Genomic DNA, 17,879 nt, shown 5'->3' on the forward strand with positions numbered 1-17,879 from the left:
GCTTACCTCGAACTTCGACGTCGAAACGGAAAGAACCATTCTAAGCGCGCGCGGCGCCAGCGGGCGGCTTCGCGATGCATCGACATTTCATCGCGCGCTGAACCATCGGCTGTCCGGCCCGGATAAAGTAGGGCTTAAGACTCCAACGGAGAAACGCCATGACCAGGACCCTTCTCGCCCACGACGACCCCGAGGCGCGCGCCCGCCATTTCCCCGGCCTGTCGCGAATTGGCGCTTTGCTCGCCGATCCGGGCCGCGCGGCGATGTTGTGGTCGCTGATGGACGGCACCGCGCGCCCCGCCGGCGAGCTGACGATGATCGCGGGTTTATCGCCGTCGGCGGCGAGCGGCCATCTGGCGCGGCTCTCCGAGAGCGGGTTGCTCGCGATGGAAGTGAGCGGCCGGCATCGCTATTACCGGATCGCCACGCCGGATATCGCCGCCGCGATCGAGGCGCTGGCGAATCTGGCGCAGGTGAGCGCGCCGGAACGCGAACCGGCGCGCCCGCCGTCCGCCGTGCCGCTCGAAATGCGCTACGCGCGCACCTGCTACGACCATCTGGCGGGCGAGTTGGCCGTGCGGATTTTCGACAGTCTGATGACGCGGCGCTGGCTCGAGCCCGACGCGGTGCAAAAGCAGCCCAGTCCGACCACGCTTGTCGCCACGCCGGAAGGCGCGCTCGAATTTGCGCGGCTGGGGATCGACCTCTCCGCCGAGCGCGCACGGCGGCGGCGTTTCGCGTGTACGTGTATCGACTGGAGCGAGCGGCGGCCGCATCTCGGCGGCGCGCTCGGCGCGGCATTCCTCGATTCCTGCACGGCGCACGGCTGGATCGAGTCGACGGCGAAGCGTCGCGTTTTACGCGTGACGCCAAGCGGCCGCGCGCATTTCGAGGCGTTTCTTTCGCCGTAGTTAGGCGCCGTTATCGGACACAGAACGCAAAACGCGCGGCTTAAAGCCGCGCGTTTCATTGAAGCGATGAAGCTTAAACCGCCATCGGCGCCTTGAGCGCTTCGTGATGCCGATACCCTTCGAGCGAGAAATCCGACGGCTCGATCTTCTCCAGCCATTCCGGTTCGTATCGCCCGGTGACCGCGTAATCCGGCACGCGCTCAGACAACACGAGCTGCGGCGCGGGATAAGGCTCGCGCGTTAGTTGCTGGTTGAGCATGTCGAGCTGATTCTCGTAAATATGCGCGTCGCCGATAAAATATGTAAACCAGCGCGGCGTATAGCCCGTCAGCCGTCCAACGAGATGCAACAGCGCCGCGCCTTCGGTCAGATTAAACGGTTATGGCACATTGACGGGTCTATCGCCGAAATCGTATCCATACCACTGGTTACCTGAATCAATATTTCTAAAATCCGGTCCTCGTTCCTGCCGGAACGAGGACTTCGTCCCAGGCCGGCCGGCCTGGGACGAACGCAGTTCAAAATTTTATTAACTTAAAAATCAATCAACAGGGGTCGAATGGTATTTTTACGACGCCGACCGAAATTTGAGCGACAGCACCCCGTATTCTCGAAATGTATGACTAGAATGCCACCGTGAGCCGAGCATGTTGTGCCGGCGGGTTCGCGGTCACGACTCAAGCGCGCGGACCATTGACTCAGGAAACTGAAAAATAGTTGTTAGCGTCACTTTTGCTTCAGATAGTCCAATATCTTCTTAAGTTCGGGGCGAGCTTGCTCCGCCGGAGTCACTAATACGGACTCCGGCACAACCATATGCAGCGCTTTCGCGATGTTTGAGACGTAGGGCTTTCTTTTACCCGGCAACGCGGCTAAAACCTCGTCTATGCGGCCCCACCCGGCTTGCCGCACCAGCCACTCAAGCGCTCTCTGGTCTCTGGCCGTTTCGATGATGAGTTCGTTTCTCGTCGCCATTTTCTACTTCATCGCTGCGGCTTCCAAAGCCGCATTTTCTTCGCGTCGTGCAGCGCATTGCGCCTCAAGCGCAGCGAGTTCAGCCTTCTTATAAGCAATACTCTGTTCTAACGTGACGGCTTCCTCTACCTCTTTCCGGTTGCGCCTCCGCTTTCGCGCTAGATTGAGATATGGACGAAGGCTTTCGATGCTCTTGTGTCCCGCTTGGTCGGCCACCATCCGCAATACCAATTCATAGTCCACCTCCGACCGCGACCTGCCCAGCGAGACCATTCGCGCCTCCTCTGCATCGAGCCTAGCTTCAAATAGATAATAAAGGTGCGTTGCGCGCAAACGATGCTCGTGACCCGACACCTGAGCACGAGAAAATAGGGCGGTGAACACGTTCGTGATTGCCTTGTCAGTAAGCGCCAACCCCGTTTTATTCGATAGTAAAACTTCCTTGGGAAGGGCCCTGTTCGGACGCTTGGCGCTGAACCTCTCGACAATAGCTCTCCGCTGATTTTCAATGTAATCCCAAGTGTCTTCAATCAAATCCGGCAAAACCAAGATGATACGTTGTCGACTGTTCTTTGTTTCCACCAACTTCACTTCGAGTGCTTCGCGCCGCGCTAGCGCCAGAACCGCCTTTTCTCGCGATGGCAATTGGCACACTTGCAATGCCCGACATTCGAATCTACGTAAGCGCTCGATCTGGCACACGGGACCAACGTGACCGCGTGGCAACAGTCGCGTCAATACGGTGGTTGGATCAAGCGTTGTTAAGCGGTCAAGGCGTATGCTTCGAGAAGTTAAACGGCAGCAGGTCGGTAACATCGGCGTCTAATGCTCGTTGCGGCAATTCGCTGAGTACCCGTACGAGATACGCATAAGGTTCGACGTTGCACGCTCGGCACGTGAGAATCAAGCTGTAGATCATGGCGCTGGCCTTCGCGCCAGCAACCGTGTCACTGAACATCCATGAGGATCTGCCGGTGCAGAATGGCCTGATGTCACGCTCGATCACGTTGTTATCGATTGGGGCGCGCCCATCGTTCACGTAGCGGCTCAGGTACGTCCACTGATTGCGTGTATAGGAGATCGCCTTGCCCAGCAGGCTCTCAGGAAGGATCTGCGGTGCCAGTTCGTCAAGCCATTTCTTGAAGGATTCGAGCAGCGGCACGCTGTGTAGCTGGCGCAGCCGGAAGGTGTAATCGACGCGCGTCTCGCTTTCGGGCAGATCCCCCTTTGCGAGTGTTTCGACCTGGTAGAGCGCCTTGAAGTATTCCAGTGCATGTGCGGCCCGCCCGCCTGGTTTCTTCATGCCCTTGAGGGCATCCACGAAGGCACGCCGGGCGTGGGCCAGGCAACCAAAGTGCATCGGACCTTCGAGCGTGCGCCAGGCGGCGTATCCATCGGTCATCAGCAGGCCCTTGTAGCCCGCGAGGAACGCCTGGGGATATTGCTGAGCGCGCCCTGGCTGGTAGTCGAACAGCACGACGGGTTCAGAGCAGTCTTCAGCGCTACGGTACACCCACATATACGAGGTGCTCTGAGCGGCTTTGCCCGGCTCCTTGAGCACCTGTACCGTGGTCTCGTCGCCGTGAATCAGCTGTTGCGACAGCAGTGTCTTGCGCAGCGCCTCGTACAGACGGCTGTAATGCAACTCAGCAGGCCGGATGATCCAGTTCGCCAGCGTAGCGCGTCCGACTTCGATGTCCGCGCGCGCCAGCGCATGGGCCATCCGGTACAACGGTGTTCCGTCAACGTATTTGCCCGCGGTGACCGTGGCGATCATCGCCGCACTGGCATTGCTGCCCGGCAACGGCTGGGCCGGCATCGGTGCGGTGATGACCGGCGTGCGCTCGGCGTGGCGCTCGCAGTGGCGGCATGCATACTTGAAGCGCACGTGCTGAAGCACCGACGCCTTGACTTCGATGTGCAACTGTTCGCTGAGCTCTTCGCCCATGCGGTGCAGCGCGTGCGCGCAGCACGGGCATACCTTCGCGCTCTCGGGCAGATCGTATTCGATGCGTTGGCGTGGCAGGTGCGCCGGTAAAGGCTTACGTCCCGGTTTGCTTCTCGTGGGTGCCGGCGGATCCGGCAGGCCCGTGTCGGGGAGCACAAACGCGTCGTCAGTGGCGCCGGCGTCCATGTCGTCGGGTTCGGAGCCGACGACCTGTTCGGCCTCGTCGAAGACGCGATCCTTGAGCTTCTCGCTGCTTGGGGCGAATCGCTTGCTTTGCGCGAGGCGGAACTGCTCTTCGAGCTGCGTGATCCGTTCGCCCAGCTGCCGATTGCGTGTCTCGAGTTCACGGATATAGGCCTGGGCGGCTGGCGGCAATCGGGAGAAGTCGTCCTCGTTCATGCTTCCACGATAACGAAGTGTCGCGCGCGATGGGTTTACGGGAATTTGTAACAGGCCGGCTGACGCTGACAGGTGACGCGCAATGCTCAACTGGCGTGATGATACGACCGTACCGGGTGGCGGCGCACAGCATCAATGTCGATGCCCTCCAGGAGCCAGTGCAACTGCTCGCTCGTCAGCTTGACTACGGTTTGCTGCCGGCTTGGCCAGACGAAGTGGTCTTCTTCGAGGCGCCTCAACATCATCCAGAAACCGTTGCGATCGTAGAACAGCAGTTTGACCCGGTCGCGTTTGCGGTTGTGGAAGGCGAACACGGCGCGTGCAAACGGATCGAGCTGCATGGACTGCTCGACGAGCGTCACGAGGCTATTGATGCCGGCCCTGAAGTCGATCGGTTCGCGATGCAGGAAGACCGCCAGGTCGGCTTCGAACCGAAACATCAGCGCGCTCCCAATGCGACGACCATCGCATTAACGATTGCCACGTCCTCTGCTGAACATTCGAGCTCAAGCTTCACGCCATTGGGCAGATGGGCAGACAGCCGTGCCAGTCGTGTTGAGCGTGGCGAAACGCGGGATGATTCTGCTCTGGTGGCGTGGTGCGACGCGGGCGCGGACGCCATGACCGCTGTCGGCTCGTCGATCGCTACGACCGGAACAAACGCTGACGGTGCGACCGGCTCGTTGTGCCCGATCGGGGGCCGGGCGCGATTACTCGCCTGAACCCATTTATGCAACTGGTTGGCATTAACGCCTGCCTTCAGGGCGAGGCCCGATAGCGAAGCGCCTGGCCGCAGACAGGCTTCGACGAGTCGTCGTTTGTCCGTCGGATCGAAGCTTCGCTTGCCGCCGACACCAACACGCGTCACGCGTAGGGGCAAAAAGCTGAGGTCATCTTCTGTCATGGATTGCGTCCGCAAAGTGAGGTTGCGGACGCAATCGTGAGCCTTCTCAACAACGCAAGCTAGGTGTGGGAAATCGCGCGCTTACGAATCTACGCATCCCTCCGTGCGCTTCCCACCGAATAATCAAGCTATTTCTTTCGCCTATCGCCTGGCTAAAAGAGGTCGTTGCCGCAACCTGCAGTGCGGCGACATCAGCATGCGATGGAGTATCCTGAAGTTCATCAGGTATTCGCTTTGGGCACACTTCTGCCTGATAGCTAACCTTCTCGTAGCCCGACCGCTTATTCTTCTGTACCACTCTTTTAGACGATATGCGCGGAGCTACCAATGGCGGCCTTCCGTCAACATTTACGGCGCCTGATGTGCGACCGTTTGTCTCCGCCCATTGAAAGTACCCGTACACTATGTTTACTCTTTGCACAATGACATTATTTTTAACGCCTGCTTTACGTTGAGCGTTTATCCACTTTCGCAGCTCAGTATCCCGCACCATTGAAAACTCGCACCCGATAGAGTGGCTGTAGCTCATACAATGCTGAATCGCTTCGGCGTTGGTTCGGCTAGTATTTATCTTCCAATTGTTATTAATCACCTGATATCGAAAGTAATCAGAAGTATCGACATCAACCACTCCGCTCGGGCCGACCATGATAGGGATGCCCGCCCATGAGCCGCCCTCGATAACGCAATTTTCGCTAGTAATGGCAATATGAAATCCATCCGGGTCGGTCAACGTTTTCATTTTGGACTCCGTCTGGAATTGGATTTACCCATTTTCTTGATGGGCACGACTTTTCCTCGAGTGGCCCTACTAGAGTTCAGGTCGCCTCTTAACCTTAACACCTCGGCTCGCTCGGTCTCGAGTTGAACCCGCAACATGGTCAACTGGTCCAGAAAATTCTGACTCAACTGTTGCGTCACGGCTAGCTCATTAGTCAGCGATGTAACAGTCTTGCGTCCAGACGGTGTGCCTCCAGCCCGGCCTATTCTCAATGCCTTCAGCAACTTCTCAGCTTCTCCTCGAAGGCGGTTGTATTCGTCGACGTCCTTGTGTATTGCGCTATAAGAGATGGGTTCGACCAAGAACTCATCCGAGGACCACTCGCAAAACTTGGTCAGTGATGGACCAGCAGGCCCTGCAGCCCACTCTCTAGTTTTAACAATGTCTCTCAATGCGTCGACCTTGCACTGAAAGCGCTCGGTCAACTCCGTGCGGCGCACCTGCGAAATGTGTGTGTTCCCAACGGTCATTGCGATTCCCTCCTAGTTTCCCAGGTCTCGAGCCTCTTTGTGCAAGCGCTAACAACGCACCGGCTAGCATTGAGTATGATTGCCGGAGCCATTCCAGCGTCAACAACCTCTGAATGTCTTCGCATCATTGCGGCAACGAATGGATGAAACTCGATAGTGTCGAACGACAGACTGCAGTCGCCGCATGTTACAAGACTCCCCTTTTGCAATAGTTCCGCTTGAGTTGCAGTGGCTGAAGCACCGCATGCTGCCTCCTCGGTTTTATGGCACAAACGACCGCAGTATCCCCAAGGGAATCCCGTAATAACTAACTGAGCGGACTCAACGTGGCGGATAATTCTTTCGTGAAGGCGTGCTTCAGAAATCACCTGAGTAGATTGTGCGTATTCGTCGTACAGACTTGCAGCGAGTTCGTTGAACTCCCTAGCGGCGGGCCCCTTGAATTCCGCTTGCCCTAAAGCTGCCTGTGTCAGGACGGTTGCAGTCTTCTGTCTGTCAGCCATCGCGATGTACTGGCCGAGCGTTTCGTCGGACGCATAGCGCCACGTCATATCCAAGTCGTTATGCATTAGGAACCAAGATAGGGTGGACAGTCTCCCTCCGTAGGCCCAAACATAAAGCACTGCAAATAACTTTCGGAACTGATGGGGCCTAAATATCCACTTGCGTCCTTCGTCGTCCCGAGGCGTATCCACCAAGACACTAAATTCCCCGAGAATGACACCAAAGCCAAACACCGGGAGTTTGTCCTCCTTCGATAACCCAATCACCTGGCCATTCCACATGCGCTGAAACAGGAAGTCGGTTCCTGAGGTTTCGCGAGCTTCCTTACTCAATGCTTCGAGTACTGAAATTGCAGCGACAACGGACCTAGGCACAGGCACCGAGACTTCCTGTTGGAGGTTTTTGTGGATGAAGACGCGCATCCATGGGTCGCCGGCGGCGTCGAAGTTAATACAACCACTTCTCAACCCGCAAATCTCGGATGCCCGGCGTGCACTGAAGACGGCGATTAGGACGGCACATGCGACGGATAGGAAACTAAGGGCCCGCTTCAGACTCAAATTCGCCGTTTCCTCCCCACCTGCTCCAAGAGTAGCCGCGCCCCGTCTGGCGCCTCGGCCCGTAGAAAGAGGAAACGGAGACGACGGGCCGGAAGTCTTCGCGCCCTTGAAGAGGACCTCAACGGTGTACTTACCTCCGGATTTGACTTGGTCTTCCTGAAATCTGATACCGGCCTCCGCTAGCAGCGCAGGCGCATAGTGCAGAACCCATCGCGCGCAGCGGTCGATAAAAGTCACCGCCTGCGCAATCGACGGAAGCTTCGTCCTGCCCACCTCGCGACCGAGTTGCCTTGCGACTACGCCTGCACTTTGACCGTTGAACGGATGCATTTTTAATGCATCGTTCAGGAAACGCCGGTGCGCGTAGAGCTCGGCCAGCGGCATAAGCAAGCGCCGCAATTGCTCATCAGTAACTAGCTCCTCCTCGATGTCCTCAACTGAAATCTCAGCTCCACCAGCCGAGTGACATTCCAGTTCAAATCTTCGCAACATCGTGCTCAAGAGGCCGCTAATCTGCTCAGTTTCAAAGCCCAGTCGCCTCAGGAGTTCGAATCCGTCAAGCTTGGAGTTTGCTCCGCTTCCTTTCTTTAGCGGAATGACTTTTCGAGCCTTCGAGATGCGTTCGTCCGCAGAATCGGTCGGCGCAAATCCGGCACGTTGTGTAAGCTTGTTCCACTCCTTATCCAAACGGTCTTCTATATCCAAGACGCTCTGGACGCCAAACCTTGCCCTGAGGGCATAGTCCTTAGCATCCTCGCCTGTCAGCTCTCGAAACTGGAATTTGTCCTCCAGGACCATACTGCAAACCAAACACCGCAGTGCACCTGCGAATTGGGCGAGCGTGTCACGAGTGTGGAGTGTTGCATTAGGGCCGTCGCGCATCAAGCGAACGAGACGCCGGCTGGTTTCCAAAAGGTTCGGATAGTCAGGCAGGCGCTTTCCGTTGGGCAACGGATAGTCAAAGTTAATTTTGGACGGCTTCTTACTGCCGGGATTCCGTACGTACCACACCAGCCCGGTAATCGGACCGATGCACCAGTCTGGCTGATGCGTCAGCAATTGATGCGGATTTATTTCGGTGTACGAAGTTGCTGGGTCGTACGCATAGTATGATTTTGAGGTCACCCTACTTCTCCGAAAAAATTGCCTTGAAGTATTCGGCTCTTCGAGACTGAGCCAACGCTCTGCCTCTCTGAAGAATCGCAGCGGCGGAACTTTGCGACGCCTTGTCAATCACGGCATCCGTGAAGCATTTCCATCTGATGACCTTCTCGTCTGCGACGGCTCCCATGGCGTCAGACTTCTGCACCTTCTCGGTCGTATAGTTGTTTAGCAACACCAGGTCTGCAAAGTTGTCTTCCGTAGCCACAACGTATCGCTGCGAGCAATCGCAACAATTTCCCATCTGGTCGCAGTCCTCTCCCCTTTTTGTTCCTGGCTGCACACCTGCTTTTGAATCGAGGCAAGCAACGCCCATCCCTGTCCTGGCGGCTTCGCTTCGAAGGTGTTTGACTTGCTCCTGCGAAAGTCCGAGTGCATCTGCCGATGACTTATCCCACAGGATAGTCACTGCTTGATATATCTCTTGGTACTTTCGCACCTCCTGATACGCTAGTATTCGCGAGGGCGTCTGCCCGGTGTATGACTTTTTAGTAGTGTCGCGTTTGCTGTGGTCAGCGTAAACCTGCGCCCTAGGCAGGTGAACTTCGTCTGCACGTTCGGCATTCATTAAAGCTGATGGTCGAATCATTGAGGGGGTAAGCCCCCAACTCGCGAATCTCGCATCATGTTCCAGCATTAACTTCATGCGATTACGTCCAGTCCACTCCGGAAGTACCTTAACTTCCCGGCGATACTCGTATAGCAACAGAAAGTCGCCCTCATCGTGTTGGGCTGCCAGCTTACGCATGCGTTTAGCCATGCGCTTGTATGCAATCAAGGCCTGCGGGACAGTCAGTTCGTGGCTTTCGCTTTTAGATGGCAATTCATCCAGAATCCTCTTGCCAAGCGCCCGTGCCTTTATTCCAAGGTTGAGCTTTTTATACCCAGTCGCCGCGCTCTTGTGAATGCATTTCCACGGCATTTCTCTGGCCACCTCGGCGTTGGCGAAGGTATCAATCATCACCAGCCCCCAGAGGGCAATCGTTGCTTCTGGGTGTGGATGAAGGTAAGCCTTTATGATTTCTTTACCCCCCAATTTAAGTGATAGATGATGTAGGCGCCCATGTATGTCACTTATAAGTCCATCATGACACGACAAGATATATCTCAGCAGATTGCCGATTTGTTTTTGGTCATCAAGTTCGCCAAAAAGTTTCGCAGAGTTGGCTTTCCGCTCACTTGCCGTGTAGCGGTCCGAGTCGACGAGTTCGATAATCTCAGGCCCGGTTTTCTCCGCTGACCGAAGCGCTTTTTGGCCAAACTTCCAGTGCCGCCACCAGGCGAGAAATTCCTGTTCGAAGTATTCACGCAGAGCCTTCAGTCTCCCTGCGTTCAAGTCAAACATCATCTTAGCTGCGCTCTCGGGAGTCACTCCGGCGAGTTTTTGCGGCCCCATCTCAACATATAAAGCTCCCAGAAATTCCTTCGCCTCATCGAACAGCGACTTCTCGGGGAAATAACGCAATAGCGACGCAGCCAACGCGTCGGGTATATCCTCAGAGACATGGCTCGTTGGCTTCACGGGTAGCTGCGCCAATACAGGTCTCGTCCGACGTACCACGGTGGCCCGTGCCTTTGCCTTACTGAACCCCTTGACCTGGATGGCTGGAAGAATCGATTGCTGAGCGAGCGACAAAAGTACCCGACCCAGCAATTTCACTCGCTCGCTGCCGGTCTGAATGTTGTGCTTCACGCCGCTCGACGTGTACGTCCGCTGCACTTCCCTCCAAAACCCTATCTCGACCTCCCAATCCGTATCGGTTAAAGTCCGATATGCGTCGCCGTCAAGTTCGGAGAAAAAGCCGTCGTCTGGACACGTGCGCTTCCGTTCGACAAGGAAGCGGAGGAAATCTTGCATGACTTCGTGCTGGTCTTTCGCTTCCGCTGTAGCGAGGTTTTTATAGACTACCTCCAGGCCCGGCACGAGGCGTCGCATGAACTTCTCGCCTAAACTCTCAAAGTCCCGGTAGTCATAACACCGACCATGTTCCTCAGAAAAGATAACAAAATCACTTTGAGGCGGGGGCGCTTTATGGACCCGACGACTTCCAGGAACTGTATACAACGATTTGCCGGACTCCGCCTGCTTCGCAGTAAGGCTGCCTCTGATGTTGAGTACCTCGGACAATACGTTCTCTCGGACCAGAATCCTAGAGACCTTGTTGATGCAGTTCCGAATCTTCGACCTGGTCTTTTCCGCGAGATGTGGGTTCTCTGTCCTCTCATAGAAGAGGGCGCTCAGTGCCGCAGCGTCATATTCCATCTCCCCTTCTTGCAACCACTTGATGCCGCCACATGCGGAGTGCTCCGCAAGAATCTCAAGGACGTCCCACAGCCGAGCAACGTAGTTGTCGAACCACGTTTTTTCGTCCACTTCGCCCTTCATCGCCTTTATGGCGTTTACGGCGCGGTTGACGAACCACGGGGGCAAAATGCGGTAAAAATGCGAAAAATTGGTCCGTCTGCCGGGCATCGCTTTGCTCTCACAGACTGGTTCGGACATACCTGCCTCGCTCAGAAAGTCAGGACGCGGTGCCGGCATACCGACCGCTGGCTCACACTGCAATCGGTGCGGAAATGTGAGGCAATGGGTCATACCCAACAATCTCAAAATCTTCGAAGCGATAGTCGAGAATGTTGTCAGGCTTGCGCTTGATAATCAGCTTCGGCAACGGGCGAGGTTCACGAGACAACTGGAGCTTTGCCTGTTCCAAGTGGTTTAGATAAAGATGAGCATCGCCGATTGAATGGACAATCTCGCCGGGCTCAAGCCCAACTTGCTGAGCAATCATGTGCGTGAGGAACGACACGGACGCTGCGTTGTAGGGGACGCCAAGGAACCAGTCACCCGACCTTTGAGTCAGCATGCAACTCAGTCGCCCGTCGGCTACGTAGAACTGGTACATGACATGGCACGGCGGTAACGCCATCTTGCCCGCACGGGCGTTCTCAACCGGGGATTTTGACTCATCGGGAAGATATGAGACGTTCCAAGCATTGATGATGTGACGGCGACTATCAGGCTTCTTCCGCAGTGATTCAATGACACCTTGGACCTGGTCAGTTGTGGAGCCGTCCGGATTCTTCCAAAATCTCCACTGAGCTCCATAGACGGGCCCAAGGTCGCCGTCTTCAGTAGCCCATTCATCCCAAATCGTCACTCCGTTTTCGACTAGGTAGGAGGTGTTCGTATCTCCACGTAGGAACCAGAGGAGCTCGTGCAGAATCGAACGGACGTGAAGCTTCTTCGTTGTGAGCAGAGGAAAGCCATCAGCGAGGTCGTGTCTGTAAGACACACCGAAGATGGAACGAGTACCCGTGCCCGTTCGGTCAGATTTCAAAGTGCCTCGCTCGAACAACTGAGCAAGTATCGCGAGATAAGGTTTGTCCATGAGGTGGTCGTCGTCGGTCTATGGAGACAGTGTAGTTGCAAAAAAAGGCCGTATAGTCTTAAGACGCAAATAAGTCGGTTCTTCTTTACGCAATGTCTGGACTTGTGCAGTATTTTTCACTCAAAAAGTGCATACAGCGAAATTTCTGTCCTTTTCGAAATATTTGAAAATTCACCTATAGGATAGCTATCCGTTGTCAATGGAAACGCAACAGGGAAATACTAATCGCGGCAACAAGTGTAATCGACCCTATTTCCGCGCTTTTCGAGTCTAAATTACCCAAAAACTGGATAAAAGTTTAGGAAGTGCGACGAAACGATTGGCGAGGTACGCAATTTTACGCCCGACGCGCAATCGTTAGCTTGACGCAGCGTTGAAGGGGCAAACACGGTGAACGACCTGGCGCCCCTGCGAACGACGCGCGCGGGAATCTTTGAATTGCAAAAGACTGGTGGTTGGCCAAACGAAACCACGGGTTTCCCAGCAGGCAATGTTAGGTCACCGTTTCGACAGCACTCAAAACGTCCTGCTGTCGATAGGTTAAATGCGTCCCCACACCGTTAGAGCGCGAACTTACCGGAATGGCGAAATCTGTAAGTACTCTCACCCGCAGCCGCTCGGCGTCCGTCAAGAAATTACAGAAAAGCGCCGCGCCAAGAGTGAGTGTCTTGGGACCAAGCAGAACAATGTCCATGGCGTCGCAGCTCCTCAGCGTTTCAGCAAGCATTCGGGCGATATCCGATGGAGCGACTGTGACGGTTCTAAGGACTTGGGGATTTGCTTCCTCAAATTCCTCAAGCCAGGCCTTTGCTGCGGAGAGGGCCTGCAGCCGCCCGTCAGCCACAAATTCTGGGTCAACAACCAAGGCTATCGTGTCCACAGCATGCCAAGCATATCGCTCGACAAACTTCTGGGCGCGCCCCTCGTCAAATCCCAGAGCGAGCACATGCCGCAGGCGCTGATTCTCCTTATCACCCACTCGCGCGACGTATCCAGGAAGCTGGCAGATATCGCTTCGCTCTTGCAGCTGAAACGGGTCCCGTGAAAATGTGTAAGACATCGGCGTGACGTAGTGGTACGTAACGGACACTTCCACACTAAGGGCATACCGGACGACATGAAAAATCGTCTCACAGCAGAACGTGGTTACGTCTATGTCCAGTTCGGAAACGCCGTCAAGCAGACGCGTCATGTGCGTTCCGAACTTCATCCAGGGAACAATCGCTTCAACTTCACCTATAGACACGCGAAATGACAGTTCGCTGCCAACACCTTGCTGACTAACGTGCACCTGCGTGTGCTCGCTCAACACTGCTCCGACGCAAAGACTTCGCGGCTCAGAGGCTTCAGGAGCATTCGTGAGTAGATATTTCATCGGCAGGGCACGGTCAAAACAGTCGAGGCTGCGACACCTCATCCGGCCTTTCAGAGGATGACTCGGTTAGTTCATTCGCGCTGAATCGGTTCTTGAATTTGTTGAAGAGTTTGCCCCACGCATCGTCCGTCCCGGAGAAAAATGTAAAAAGGTCCTCTTCGGTCAAATCCAGGCTCTTCTTCTTTCGCGTCGACAAATCGAACAGCGGGGCAAACCGTGGAGCGAGTTGCCAAGCGTCGAGTCGCGCGCTGCGCAGATTTTTCTGCTTCGTCCCGGGAAGCTGCTTTAGGACATCTTCGAATACCGCGTCATGAAGATATTTCGTCAGCGCGCTCCTGTCAGTCTCAGAAAGCGCGCCGGTCTCCTTGATAGCAAAATGGTTAATCTCCGGTTCGCTCTGTCGCGGACTCTTGTGGGCTGCTTCGAAAACACGTCCTAGCCGCTCGATGAGTTGATACAGTTGTCTTGCACTCTTATCGGTGCGTTGGACGTTGCGTTGGTAGTCCACTGCCTGGCTGCGGATTGCTTCGTCTTGCACCGACGGTGAGATTGGCAGAAGCGAGGAGCGGTCAGCTGAGTCGTACATGCTGAGCCATTGCGCGACAACGCGATTGCAAAAATCGAGAAAGTACCTCATGTTCCTGCCAGATAGCCCGAGAAGCGCAGCTTGGCCGGCATAAAGCTTGTTCTTCCGATAAAGCGTACATAACCAGAACAGTGCTCCGCGTTTGTAGTTCGCGTACCAATCTTTGGCAACCGCGTCGTCTCTTCTGAAAGCTTTGATAACGGCACTTGGACTCTTCGGACCCGACGACCCACTGCCTTGATTCATGACGACGATAGCCGTCGCGGCCCTGAGAAAATTCGGCTCTGCCTCAATAAAAGCTGTGATGAGGTCTACATCATCCGGAAAGCTCTTCTCCACCCACTCGATGAGGGGCCTGAGCTTCCTACCCGAATTTTTGAGAAGCAAAGCTTCTTCCTCATCAGAAAGCGCGGCCAACAGTTGCTGAATGTCGTTAACTCCCAAGCCCTTAAAAAATGGATTGAGCTCGAGGTGCCTATTGGCAACTCTCGTCACATGGACCTCGAATTCGGCAAACGTCACTTCATCGAGCGAATATGACCTGAAATCGTGTGTTTCCTCGATGCGCTGGTCATTGGTCAAAGTCTCGGCGGTTAGGAATACTTCCGACCTGGAAAACAGCCTCCAAGTGACCCCGTCCTCACGTTTGGTTTGTTTCAGTCGCGTGTTGACCACTCGCTGCTGAAAAGGTAGAAAGTTTTCGAACTCGTCAATTGAGATGGCTAAGTAATGGTCACGAAGAATCTCAGACTGGCCTACTTCGGCCGCTAGTATCTTTAGGAGCGCATTCGGCTGCGCAAACGTAAGCTCGGGAAACTTCTTGTCAGGGTTGTTGAGGATGAGCGTAACAAGCGTCAACTGGTCCTCAATGAAATCGAGGAATGAGCCCTTATTGAGTTCGCTTTCGGGCGCTGAGTAACCGAACTGTTGATACATGCGCCTGAACAGTCGTTCTTCAGCCAGCCATGACCCCAGCGGGGAAAGCTTGTCCAAGACGCGGATAGCCTTCTGCGCAATAGTCAGGTCGAGGTATTGGTTGAATAGCTGCTCGTACAGTTTCACTGCGTCGTCGGCAGGGGCGAAACTTCGCAGGATGTCCGCATCGATTCGGAAATAAAGGCCTATGTGGGCCGGCAACTGCTGATGGGCGACAGCACCCTCAGCTCGCGCCCGCGCCAACCAAGCCTCAAGCGAAAAAATTGATGCTAACGTAGTCTTCCCGGAGCCCCGTGCCCCTGTCACGATGACCGGCGGAAACTCCTGGAGAGCGTCAACTGTCACATTGCCTGGGTCCACATAGTAACGAACAAGGTCATCTTCCGAGATATAGTCGCGACGAACAATCGAGAAAGGGTTACTGGGCTTCACATCCGACTGAGGTGCGGACGTTGTAGTCCTGTTGACAATGCGCGAGGTGAGGTCGGCGCATTGTTGCCCATAGGAAGTTGGTTGCCTTAGGTAGTCGCCTTCGTACGAAAGCAGCCGTTCGGTGAGAGCCAACTCCCCAACGTATGGAATGAAAACATCGAATGGAGGTGCATCTGGCCACTCATTGAGAATGTCGTTCTGACGGCGGCGCCTGTCGTCGAGCGGAACGTCGGGCACGGGTGACGCGACGAGCAGCATATGCCGAGGGCCATACAGTTCGCTCGCTTTGGGCGACTGGAGCAATTCATATGCTTTGCGTATCCCCGCGACATTCTGGCGGTTCAACCCAGACATCATTACGACGGTGTCTGCGAAGTCCAAAGTCGTAACGTAGAAGACGTCTGTAAGGCCAGTCCGACTGTCTAACAGGACATAGTCGTAGCCGGCTGCCCGAATTCTCTCTTTCAATATTTCTATGAACGCTCTGCCTCGTTGTTCATAGAAGCTATCCCATTTGAACTCTGCCAGACGCCTCTCGTACGAGGGGTCCTCAAAGTTACCGGCAGGCAACAGCGCGATGGTCCCTTGAATCGGTGATGTCTTGTCCGAGGAAAGAGGACTGATTGCAGTCCAGTGCGAAAGGTCAAAAGTATCCAAGAAACGGTTGATGCCATCGTCGGAGTTCGCGGCCTCTACAAATGCAGTCAGTAGCTCAAGGACGCCCTTAGACACGGATATCCCGCGAAATAGGTCGCTGAACGACTGGCCTGGAGCCTCAAGGTCGAAGTCCACCACCAGAACTCGCTTGCCTTCCTTCGCGAGGTGATATGCAACATTCGCCAGCGTCATGCTTCTGCCGACGCCACCTTTGAACGAATAAAACGCGACGAACCTTGTCTCGCTCATGCTGCTCTTCTGATTAGGTGACGAGGCGAAGTGCGGTCGGTGACCAGAGCGACCCTCGCGTGGAAATTTATAAGTTTGTCCTTCTGGGAGTTCGGGTAAGTCTTGCTCAGAGCCTGAGCGACAACCCGCTCGACACGTTCGCGCACTTGTTCGTACTCGTTCGGTTTACGCAGTCCCATATTCGCTGCGATTAGTTGTCCGCAAGAGACGACCGCCGTCATCGCGACCTTCTCGTCCGTGCTCGTCAGTATCTCTCTAACAACAGTGAATAATTCGGCGCCGAAATCGGTTCCTGCTTCGAGCATTCCCTCTGCCGCACCAACATATACAGACAAGTCATGCGCCTTAAGACTGCCTAACGCAGAATAAAAGCAAATGTCTCTCAACGCGTACGACGCCAACGTCGGCTCAGCCGCACCGCGTGCCGCGATGGTGCGAACCTGATTGACTATCTCTCGCCATTGGACGTTTGAGGCCCGCGCCGAATTCGCCACAATCGCCGTGAGAGCTGCAATGGCCTCCGGAGCACGCTCGATAGCGGACGACACGATTTTGGGGTCCCGATTCAGCGCTTCTATCGCCCAATCGCAGTCCAGGTCGACAGCTAAGGTGTCCTTCTCTCTGAGCCGGTTCACCACCCTCGCCAGACGCTTGAGCGTCTCCCCGTCTTCGCTATCCCACGCTTGCTTCGCCGCGAGCAAGACCAACCCGCATGCGTCAACGGGCTCTGGAATCGCGCGCAGGAGCAACGAGAGTAGCGCGTCTTCTACCGTCGAACTCTTACCAACGCTCGCGTCGCCCTGGAGCGCCCGAAGTACGGACAGCACGTCATGGTCAGTTCTGATGGTCATGGCCCTCCCTGTACCTAACTACGCGTTGTTGGCCTGCGCTCCAATACGCATCGGAAATACCCGCGTCAGTGGTGTCCAGGTCTGCATCGAGCACGCGGACGAAGCTGCGTCCGGCGACAGTTTTTAGCGCATCCGGATGCGCGACCCATTCATGGAGAGCTTGTTGCCCAGTTCCTAGGTGTACGGTCAGCCCGTGGGTCGCTTCTGCGCTTCCTTCCCGCCAGAAAAACGCGCCTCCAGCGTCCGCGACCGTTGGCTTGAAGGTTTCGCTACTCGTTACGTACGCTAACGCCAATTTCTCACCCGCATTCAACAGCCGATTGTACAGACCTAGCGAACAATACAATTCAGCGGCTGTACAAGCTTGGGGATTGACCTCGCCGCCGCCCTCCACGACACCATCACTAACCCAGACCGTACGCGATGCGTCTCGTCTAAGGAATTCCTCAATCTTTTCTTCGAGGAAAAGCTCTTCTATTTCCGTATCGTGAAACAAGTCCCGCGCTTTCCGAATGAACCACACCTCGCGAGTTGTTGTGTCGCGGGCACCCTGCCAGTAACACCGGTCTGGAAGTCCCAGCGCCCAGTTTGGCCAATTTTCGTTGGTGCGGATAGCCTCATCAATCTCGGCCTCCGAGGGGGAAGCCGGCTTTTGCTCCGCATCAAGAAAATTGCAGTGCACCAGCGCTAACTTGAGTGACTCCAGGCCGTCCGGCCGCTCAAATGTTCCGGCGTCAAAGGCCGCTTGGCAATCCGCGTATGTCATTTACACGAGCGTAAGAATGTAG

At 55.4% G+C, this 17,879-nt stretch carries 14 protein-coding genes and 1 pseudogene; 1 reads left to right on the forward strand and 14 read right to left on the reverse strand.

What is annotated here, in order from left to right:
- Window positions 1-158 precede the first annotated feature (158 nt).
- Window positions 159-911: an ArsR/SmtB family transcription factor gene (locus AC3D25_RS11575; protein WP_488888531.1), complete on the forward strand. Its 753-nt coding sequence runs from the start codon at window positions 159-161 to the stop codon at window positions 909-911.
- A 73-nt stretch (window positions 912-984) separates the two neighbouring features.
- On the opposite strand, the pseudogene AC3D25_RS11580 reads toward AC3D25_RS11575, so the two are convergent.
- The 14 genes and pseudogenes from AC3D25_RS11580 to AC3D25_RS11645 form a co-directional block, all read right to left on the reverse strand.
- Window positions 985-1,290, reverse strand: a pseudogene (locus AC3D25_RS11580) (thymidylate synthase); the annotation flags it as partial.
- Window positions 1,291-1,637: 347 nt separating this feature from the next.
- On the reverse strand, window positions 1,638-1,886 hold the full coding sequence (locus AC3D25_RS11585; RefSeq protein ID WP_488888532.1) for a CppA family protein: 249 nt from the start codon (window positions 1,884-1,886) through the stop codon (window positions 1,638-1,640).
- A 3-nt stretch (window positions 1,887-1,889) separates the two neighbouring features.
- A complete protein-coding gene (locus tag AC3D25_RS11590) occupies window positions 1,890-2,588 on the reverse strand; it encodes a hypothetical protein (protein WP_488888533.1) in 699 nt (232 codons plus the stop codon).
- 67 nt (window positions 2,589-2,655) lie between these two features.
- Window positions 2,656-4,233 (reverse strand): IS66 family transposase, encoded by a 1,578-nt coding sequence (gene tnpC, locus AC3D25_RS11595; protein WP_488888343.1) that lies wholly within the window; start codon window positions 4,231-4,233, stop codon window positions 2,656-2,658.
- Between the two features lie 86 nt (window positions 4,234-4,319).
- Window positions 4,320-4,673, reverse strand: coding sequence for an IS66 family insertion sequence element accessory protein TnpB (gene tnpB, locus AC3D25_RS11600; RefSeq protein ID WP_309787806.1), 354 nt, complete (start codon window positions 4,671-4,673; stop codon window positions 4,320-4,322).
- On the reverse strand, window positions 4,673-5,137 hold the full coding sequence (tnpA, locus tag AC3D25_RS11605) for an IS66-like element accessory protein TnpA (protein ID WP_309787805.1): 465 nt from the start codon (window positions 5,135-5,137) through the stop codon (window positions 4,673-4,675). The genes tnpB and tnpA overlap by 1 nt, the downstream gene beginning before the upstream one ends.
- A 46-nt stretch (window positions 5,138-5,183) precedes the next feature.
- Window positions 5,184-5,879, reverse strand: coding sequence for a hypothetical protein (locus AC3D25_RS11610; RefSeq protein ID WP_488888534.1), 696 nt, complete (start codon window positions 5,877-5,879; stop codon window positions 5,184-5,186).
- A gap of 505 nt (window positions 5,880-6,384) precedes the next feature.
- Complete coding sequence (locus AC3D25_RS11615) at window positions 6,385-8,577, reverse strand: site-specific integrase (RefSeq protein ID WP_488888535.1); 2,193 nt, start codon at window positions 8,575-8,577, stop codon at window positions 6,385-6,387.
- 1 nt (window position 8,578) lies between these two features.
- Window positions 8,579-11,116 (reverse strand): hypothetical protein, encoded by a 2,538-nt coding sequence (locus AC3D25_RS11620; protein ID WP_488888536.1) that lies wholly within the window; start codon window positions 11,114-11,116, stop codon window positions 8,579-8,581.
- A 52-nt stretch (window positions 11,117-11,168) separates the two neighbouring features.
- The gene (locus AC3D25_RS11625) at window positions 11,169-12,005 is read right to left on the reverse strand and encodes a thymidylate synthase (RefSeq protein ID WP_488888537.1); all 837 of its coding nucleotides are present in this window, start codon (window positions 12,003-12,005) and stop codon (window positions 11,169-11,171) included.
- A gap of 493 nt (window positions 12,006-12,498) precedes the next feature.
- Complete coding sequence (locus tag AC3D25_RS11630) at window positions 12,499-13,380, reverse strand: hypothetical protein (RefSeq protein WP_488888538.1); 882 nt, start codon at window positions 13,378-13,380, stop codon at window positions 12,499-12,501.
- Window positions 13,381-13,393: 13 nt separating this feature from the next.
- Window positions 13,394-16,240, reverse strand: a complete 2,847-nt coding sequence (locus AC3D25_RS11635) for a tyrosine-protein kinase family protein (protein ID WP_488888539.1) — start codon at window positions 16,238-16,240, stop codon at window positions 13,394-13,396.
- Window positions 16,237-17,091, reverse strand: a complete 855-nt coding sequence (locus AC3D25_RS11640; RefSeq protein ID WP_488888540.1) for a hypothetical protein — start codon at window positions 17,089-17,091, stop codon at window positions 16,237-16,239. The genes AC3D25_RS11635 and AC3D25_RS11640 overlap by 4 nt, the downstream gene beginning before the upstream one ends.
- Window positions 17,075-17,857, reverse strand: a complete 783-nt coding sequence (locus AC3D25_RS11645; protein ID WP_488888541.1) for a hypothetical protein — start codon at window positions 17,855-17,857, stop codon at window positions 17,075-17,077. The genes AC3D25_RS11640 and AC3D25_RS11645 overlap by 17 nt, the downstream gene beginning before the upstream one ends.
- Window positions 17,858-17,879 lie beyond the last annotated feature (22 nt).

The organism is Caballeronia sp. SL1002, from assembly GCF_057814995.1.

Bases quoted from the DNA above. Each gene is read 5' to 3' on its own strand.
- AC3D25_RS11575 (WP_488888531.1), top strand. From the start codon at position 159: ATGACCAGGACCCTTCTCGCCCACGACGACCCCGAGGCGCGCGCCCGC.
- AC3D25_RS11585 (WP_488888532.1), bottom strand. From the start codon at position 1,886: ATGGCGACGAGAAACGAACTCATCATCGAAACGGCCAGAGACCAGAGA.
- tnpC (WP_488888343.1), bottom strand. From the start codon at position 4,233: ATGAACGAGGACGACTTCTCCCGATTGCCGCCAGCCGCCCAGGCCTAT.
- tnpB (WP_309787806.1), bottom strand. From the start codon at position 4,673: ATGTTTCGGTTCGAAGCCGACCTGGCGGTCTTCCTGCATCGCGAACCG.
- tnpA (WP_309787805.1), bottom strand. From the start codon at position 5,137: ATGACAGAAGATGACCTCAGCTTTTTGCCCCTACGCGTGACGCGTGTT.
- AC3D25_RS11610 (WP_488888534.1), bottom strand. From the start codon at position 5,879: ATGAAAACGTTGACCGACCCGGATGGATTTCATATTGCCATTACTAGC.
- AC3D25_RS11620 (WP_488888536.1), bottom strand. From the start codon at position 11,116: ATGTCCGAACCAGTCTGTGAGAGCAAAGCGATGCCCGGCAGACGGACC.
- AC3D25_RS11625 (WP_488888537.1), bottom strand. From the start codon at position 12,005: ATGGACAAACCTTATCTCGCGATACTTGCTCAGTTGTTCGAGCGAGGC.
- AC3D25_RS11630 (WP_488888538.1), bottom strand. From the start codon at position 13,380: ATGAAATATCTACTCACGAATGCTCCTGAAGCCTCTGAGCCGCGAAGT.
- AC3D25_RS11635 (WP_488888539.1), bottom strand. From the start codon at position 16,240: ATGAGCGAGACAAGGTTCGTCGCGTTTTATTCGTTCAAAGGTGGCGTC.
- AC3D25_RS11640 (WP_488888540.1), bottom strand. From the start codon at position 17,091: ATGACCATCAGAACTGACCATGACGTGCTGTCCGTACTTCGGGCGCTC.
- AC3D25_RS11645 (WP_488888541.1), bottom strand. From the start codon at position 17,857: ATGACATACGCGGATTGCCAAGCGGCCTTTGACGCCGGAACATTTGAG.